4 protein-coding genes and 1 pseudogene are annotated in these 6,991 nt (G+C 72.1%); 3 read left to right on the top strand and 2 right to left on the bottom strand.

The window, feature by feature from the left end; all coding sequences use genetic code 11:
- Window positions 1–942: pseudogene (locus MFF42_RS11010) on the bottom strand (hypothetical protein); the annotation flags it as partial.
- 104 nt (window positions 943–1,046) lie between these two features.
- A complete protein-coding gene (locus MFF42_RS11005) occupies window positions 1,047–2,588 on the bottom strand; it encodes a sensor histidine kinase (protein WP_238255795.1) in 1,542 nt (513 codons plus the stop codon).
- 324 nt (window positions 2,589–2,912) lie between these two features.
- Between MFF42_RS11005 and MFF42_RS11000 the strand changes: the two genes are divergently transcribed.
- The 3 genes from MFF42_RS11000 to MFF42_RS10990 form a co-directional block, all read left to right on the top strand.
- A complete protein-coding gene (locus tag MFF42_RS11000) occupies window positions 2,913–3,368 on the top strand; it encodes a (2Fe-2S)-binding protein (protein ID WP_238255794.1) in 456 nt (151 codons plus the stop codon).
- Window positions 3,369–3,403: 35 nt separating this feature from the next.
- Entirely contained in the window at window positions 3,404–5,599 is a 2,196-nt protein-coding gene (locus MFF42_RS10995; protein WP_238255793.1) for a xanthine dehydrogenase family protein molybdopterin-binding subunit, read from the top strand.
- A gap of 169 nt (window positions 5,600–5,768) precedes the next feature.
- A partial coding sequence (locus MFF42_RS10990; protein WP_238255792.1) for a PAS domain-containing protein occupies window positions 5,769–6,991 on the top strand: 1,223 nt, incomplete at its 3' end.

Genomic DNA, 6,991 nt, shown 5'->3' with positions numbered 1-6,991 from the left:
GTTCACGTCGATCTCGAAACTGCCCTCCCGAAGACGCCCGACCACCGCCCCGCCAGCCGTCGTCAGCACGCCCTGCGCGTTCGCGGTCAGCTCGGCGTAGGGCTGCGGCGTCCCGGTCGCCGGATCGGGCCGGGTCAGCGTGACCCGGGCCCCGCCGGGGGCGGCCGGATCGAAGCGATAGTCGAGGCCCGGCGCCAGAGACCCGTTCGCCGGCGTCGATCCCTGGGATTGACCCGTCAGCACCGCCACGCCGGCACCGACGAGACTTCCGAGCAGGGCCGCGAGACCCACCGGGCCGATCGGCGGCACACGGGCCACCGTGCCCAGGCGCGCGGCTCCGGCCAGCAGGCCCGGCGGCGGGCGCAAGGTCAGAGGGGGAGCGATCGAAACGGGCGCGGTCGCGGCGGCGGCCGGCGGCGGCGCGGCCTCGGGGTCGGGCGCGGGCAGTGGAGCAACACTCCCCGGATCCGGGACCGGCTGTGGGGGTGCGGGCACCTGCGGCGGTTGCGGTGCCGGCTCCGGAACCTGTGGCGTCGCAGGCGCTTGGACCGGCGCTGGCACCTGCGCCGTCTCGGAAAAGTTCGGCGGCAGAATTGGCCCCGTCACCGGCGGGGCGGCGAACATCGCCGCGCGCTGGGCGTTGGCGGCCTCGAAGCCCGCGCCGAGCTGCGCCCGCTGCGCCGCGTTGCGGGCCGCGTTGGCCGCGTCGAACCCGGCATTGATGCTGTTGCTGGCGTTCAGCGTCGCCGAGAAGGCGCTCTGCGTCGCCGCCATCTGCCGGTTGATCTGATGGAAACCCTGGATCGGGTCGCCGTAGCTGCCGTCACCCGGCAGGGCGCCCCCGCCGCTGACGCTGATCTCCGGAAGCGTGACGGAAGCCGTCCCGCCGGCCGTTGCCGGCCCCGATGGCGTCGAGGCGAAGTTCGAGATCCCGCCGCTCATGCGTGTCTCCTCGCTGCCGACGGACACACGTAAAACGGGTAAGCTGACGACAACCTGTCGGACCGGATTCTTTTCGAAAGGCGTCGGGCGCGTCTCGACCCGGATCAGGCCGCCCGCGCCCGCCGGGACGAGGACGCCTCGGCCGCGGCCTTGCCGTCGCCGAGGTTGACGGCGGCGAGCGTGTCCATGCCGCGGCTCGCGGGGAAGGTGACGATCACCTCGGTGCCCTCGCGCGGCTTCGACTTGAGCTGGAAGCCGCCGCCGTGGAGGTCGATCAGGCCCTTCACGATCGGGAGCCCCAGGCCGGAGCCCTGCTCGGCGGTCTTGATCGCCAGCGAGCCGCGCCCGAACGAGGACATCACCGTGCCGAGCTCGTCCTCGGGGATGCCGGGCCCGGAATCCTTGACGCTGACATATTGCCCCCCCGACGAGGTCCAGCCGACCTTGATCGTGATCTCGCCGCCCGGCGGCGTGAACTTCACCGCGTTCGAGAGCAGGTTGAGCACGATCTGGCGCAGCGCCCGCTCGTCCGCCCAGAGCCGCGGCAGGGAATCGTCGATGAGGCTCGTGAAGGTCTGGCCCTTGCTGCGGGCGCGCAGGGTCATCATGTGGCGGCATTCCTCGACCGTGTGGGCGAGCTGCACCGCCTCCTCGCTCAGGTCGTAGCGCCCGGCCTCGATGCGCGAGAGGTCGAGGATCTCGTTGATGAGGTTCAGGAGGTGCATCCCGCTGTCGTGGATGTCGGTGGCGTATTCCCGGTAGGCCGGGGCGGCGTGGGCGCCGAACACCTCGTTCTTCATCACCTCCGAGAAGCCGAGGATGGCGTTCAAGGGCGTGCGCAGCTCGTGGCTCATGGTGGCGAGGAAACGGGACTTGGCGAGGTTCGCCTCCTCCGCCCGCCGCCGGGCCTCGTCGGAATTGGCCTTGGCCTGTTCGAGTTCGGCGAAGATCGCGTCCTTCTCCGCCCGCGATTGCAGGGTGCCGACGGCGGAGGCGTAGAGGCGCCGCGCCAGCCCGGCGAAGAAGAGCTGGCTCGCCACCGTCATCGCGACGAGGAGCATCGTGTCCATGTCGCGGGAGAAGAGGAGCAGCGACAGGGCCGCCAGCATCAGCGGCAGCAGGCCGGACAGGGCGGCGACGGGCACGGTCGCGGCGAGCATCGTCGTCACCGCCGCGACGATGACGAGGCCGAACAGCGCGAGGGTGCGGGAATCCGGGACGCCGACGAGCAGCAGCATCGCCCAGGCGAGGCTCTGGCCGAACTCGGCGGCGATGAAGAGGCGTCCCCAGCGCCGGAGCGGCAGGGTTCCCGGCTCCTGCCGCAGGAAGCGGCGGCTCAGGAGCAGCATCAGCGCGGTGGCGGCGAGCGCCCCGGCCGTCCAGAACGCCGCCGTCACGGCCGGCACCCAGATCGTGGAGGCACCCGCCACCACGAGCGCCAGGACGAGGAGCGGGATGCCCGCGCCGAGCCGGTACTGCGCGTAGAGGCGCAGCAACTCGTAGTCGAAGGCCCGCTCCAGGCCGCTCGTGGAGGTCAGCCGCTCCCGGGCCGAGCGCATGTCGCGCGCGATGCCGCGGCGCTTGGCCACCTCCTGCGAGGAGGGACCGCGCCCGCGCTGAACCATCTCCGCTGTAAGGTCGGCCATAACCGTCGAGATCGCCAATCGGGAGCGGAGCGTGGGGCCAGTCGTGGTCTTGCGGCGCACGGGGCGAGGTGGAGAGCCGACAGCGTGCCCGCGAACCGTTAAGAAGCGGCTTCGACAGTCCCGCGAATTGCGCCGATCGGGGTCGGGAAAACCTCATTTCGTATCCAGGTGCGCTGCCGCACATCAGGAATGGCGCTCCGGGATCAGAATCGGAACGATTCCAAGTGACGTCCCGAAGCGATGCTCCCGAAGCGCCACCCCGTTGCGGGACGGTGCGGGCGACCCCGAGCGCTTCGTGCGGCACGTCGATCACGGAGTGCGCCCATGCTGACCCTCAACCTGAACGGCGTGGTCCGGGAGGTCGATGCCGATCCGGACATGCCCCTGCTCTGGGTCATCCGCGACCGGCTCGACATGACCGGCACCAAGTACGGCTGCGGCATCGCGCAGTGCGGCGCCTGCACCGTCCACCTGGACGGCCAGCCGGTGCGCTCCTGCCAGACCCGCATCGGCGACGTGGGCGAGGCCAAGATCACGACGATCGAGGGCGTCCAGGGCAAGGTGGCCGACGCGGTGAAGGCGGCGTGGCGCGGCCTCGACGTGGTGCAGTGCGGCTACTGCCAGTCCGGCCAGATCATGTCGGCGATCGGCCTGCTCACCGACAACCCGAAGCCCAGCGACGCCGATATCGACGGCGCCATGGACGGCAATGTCTGCCGCTGCGGCACCTACCAGCGCATCCGCGCTGCTATCCACGAAGCCGCCCGCTCGCTCGCCTGAGCCGCCCCGCAGCCCATCTGAACAAGGAGCCCGGCATGCTCAAGCTCGATTCGATCGATGCGCCCGTCCCCTCGCGGCGCGCCTTCCTCACCGGCGCGGCGGCGGGCGCCGTGCTGCTCGCCTTCCGCCTCGACCTGAAGGGCGCCCGCGCCGCGGACGCCTCGGACGCCCTGTCCAAGGCTCCGGCCCAGCCCAACGCCTTCGTGCGGATCGCCGCCGACGACACCGTCACGGTGATGATCAAGCACCTCGACATGGGCCAGGGCAACACGACCGGCCTCGCAACCATCCTCGCCGACGAGCTCGACGCGGATTGGAGCCAGATGCGCGTCGCCTTCGCGCCGGCCGACGCCAAGCTCTACGCCAACCTGCTGATGGGCCCGGTCCAGGGCACCGGCGGCTCGACGGCGATCGCCAATTCGTGGTTCCAGCTCCGCAAGGCGGGTGCCGCCGCCCGCGCCATGCTGGTGGCCGCGGCCGCCGACAAGTGGGCCGTGCCGGCCGGCGAGATCACCGTCGCCAAGGGCGTCATCGGCCACAAGTCGGGCAAGCAGGCCCGCTTCGGCGAATTCGCGGAAGCGGCGGCTGCCAAGCCCGTGCCGCAGGAGCCGCGCCTGAAGACGCCGGCCGAGTGGACGCTGATCGGCCAGCGCGTGCCGCGCATCGATTCGATCGCCAAGACCGACGGCACCGCGATCTACTCCCTCGACATCCGCCGCCCCGGCCAGGTCACGGCGCTCGTCGCCCACCCGCCGCGCTTCGGCGCCACGGTGAGGAGCGTGGATGCGGAGGCCGCGCAGGGCATGCCCGGCGTCGTCGGCATCGTTACGATCCCGACCGGCGTGGCGGTGATCGCCCGCGACACCTGGAGCGCGATGAAGGCCCGCGAGGCCCTGAAAGTGACCTGGGACGACTCGGCTGCCGAGACCCGCTCCTCGGACGCGATCCTCGCCGAGTACCGCCAGACGGCGAAGACGCCCGGTCTCGTCGCCTCGCAGGCCGGCGACGCCGATGCCGGCATCAAGGGCGCGGCCAAGGTCTTGGAGGCGGAGTTCTCCTTCCCCTACCTCGCGCACGCGGCGATGGAGCCCCTGAACGCCACGATCGAGCGGGCGGCGGACGGCTCCTTCGACGTCTATGCCGGCTGCCAGATCCAGACCGTCGAGCAGGCGGTCCTGGCCGCGACGTTGGGCGTGACCACCGACAAGGTCCGGCTGCACACGCAGTGGGCCGGCGGCTCGTTCGGGCGGCGCGCGACGCCCGGCGCCGACTACTTCGCCGAGGCCGCCGCGATCGTGAAGGCCTGGGACGGCAAGGCGCCGGTCCACCTCGTCTGGACCCGCGAGGACGACATGGCCGGCGGCTATTACCGCCCGCAGGTCTTCCACACGGTCAAGGCCGGCCTCGACGCCAAGGGCCAGATCACCGGCTGGCGCCACGCCATGGTCGGCAAGTCGATCATGATCGGCTCGCCCTTCGAGGCGATGCTCGTGAAGAACGGGATCGACTCCACCACCGTCGAGGGCGCCTCCGACACGCCCTACGCCCTGCCGGCCTACCGCTTCGAGGTGCACAACGCCCGCGAGGGCGTGCCGGTGCTGTGGTGGCGCTCGGTCGGCCACACCCACACCGCCCACGTGATGGAGGTGTTCATCGACGAGCTGGCGCATGCGGCGAACGCCGATCCGGTCGCCTACCGCCTGTCGCTGCTGGCCCGCGCCCCGCGCCTGTCCGGCGTGCTGCGGCTCGCCGCCGAGAAGGCGGGCTGGAGCCGAAAACCCTCCGAGAAGGGCCGCGGCCTCGGCGTCGCCGTGCACGAATCCTTCGGCTCCTACGTGGCGATGGTCGCCGACGTGACGGCGGGCGATTCCACGGCGAAGGTCAACCGCATCGTCGCCGCGGTCGATGTCGGCATCGCCGTCAATCCGGACAACGTCCGCGCCCAGGTCGAGGGTGCGGTCGGCTTCGCCCTCTCGGCGGTGCTGCGTAACCGCATCACCCTCAAGGACGGCGTGGTGCAGGAGACGAACTTCGACAGCTACCAGCCGACCCGCATCTCCGAGATGCCGCGGGTCGAGGTCCACATCGTGCCCTCCGACGTCGCCCCCACCGGCATCGGCGAGCCCGGCGTGCCGGTTCTGGCGCCGGCCATCGCCAACGCGGTCTTCGCCGCGACGGGCCAGCGCCTGCGCTCGCTGCCGCTCGATCTCTCGGCCCTGCGCGGAGCGTAACCGACCGGTCCGCACCCCCGCGAGCCTCCCCGCCGCTCCCGCACCGGGAGCGACGGGGCGGCGAACCGGACACATCTCGGCGAGACGCGCCTCCGCGAAAACCGCGCGCTTTGCAGATTCGCCCGTCCGTCCCTTAGGTTGAGCCCATCGAGCCGCCACGGGGCGTAGGATGGGCGCGAGAACAGAGCCGCCTGCCCGGCCGTCGAAGCGCCAGACGCCGGAGCCGCGGAGCCGCGAACACGACTGGGCCGGCACATCGCTCGGCCCCGTCGAAACGTGGCCCGACGCGCTGCGCTCCGCCGCCGGTCTTGTGACCGCCCTGGGCGCCCCGGCGGCCCTGGCCTGGGGCCCGGCAATGACGACCCTGTGCAACGACAGCTTCGCGGCGCTGCTCGGCCCCGTCCCGCCGGGGGCCGCCTTCACCACCCTCGCGAGAACGGGGGATGACGCGGCCGCGCTCGCGTCGCTTCTCCGCCGAGCCCTCGCCGGCGAGGCGGTCACCGCCGCCGGGGTCGCGCTCGGCCCGGCAGCCTCCGGTCCCATGGTCTCGCTCTGTCTCAGCCCCGTCCGCGGTCCCGACGGCGCAGTGGCGGGCGTGTTCGCCCTCGTCACCGGTACCGGGGAGCCGGCCCCGGCCGCGGGCGAGGAGGCGGAGCGACGCCGCGCCGAGGCGGCGCTCCGGGCGAGCGAGCAACGGTACGGCACCCTGTTCCGGACGATGGGGCAGGGTTTCTGCGAACTCGAGATCCTACGCGACGGACGGGGCCGTGCCGTCGATGTCCGCCCTATCGAGCTGAACCCCGCCTTCGAGCGGCTGATCGGCGTTCCGGCGGCGCAGGCGCGCGGGCGACCGGCGCGCGAGGTCGCGCCGCATCTCGATCCCTGGTGGGTGCAGACCTACGCGCGGATCGCCGCGGCGGGCGTGCCGGCGCGGCTCGAGCACAGGGACATGTGGACGGAACGCTCGTTCGAGGTCTCCGTCTACCCTCAGGCGAACGACCGGCTGTTGATCCTCTCCGACGACGTCACCGAGCGCAAAGCGACGGAGCGAGCCCTGCGGGAGCGCGAGGAGCGGCAGGCTTTCCTCCTGGCGCTGAGCGACGCGGTGCGCACGCTGACCGATCCGGACGCCATTCGGCAGGAAGCCTGCCGGCTGCTGGGCGAGCGGCTGGAGGTCGACCGCGCCTTCTACGTCGCCATCGACCAGGCCTCCGGATCCGCGCGGGTGGCCTGGGACCACCATCGCGGCGACGTTCCCTCGCTGGCCGTCGAGCACCGGATCGCGGATTTCGCGTGGGCGATCGACATCCTCCGCCGCGGCCGGTGCCTCGTCGTGGCCGACACGCAGCGATCCGCCGCGGTTCCGGAATCCGGCCGTTCCGCCCTGGCGGC

Source organism: Methylorubrum podarium (genome assembly GCF_022179745.1).
In the GTDB taxonomy this organism is placed as follows: Bacteria; Pseudomonadota; Alphaproteobacteria; order Rhizobiales; family Beijerinckiaceae; genus Methylobacterium; species Methylobacterium podarium.
The sequence above is the reverse complement of the archived record's forward strand: the minus strand, read 5'-3'. Positions and strand labels throughout refer to the sequence as shown.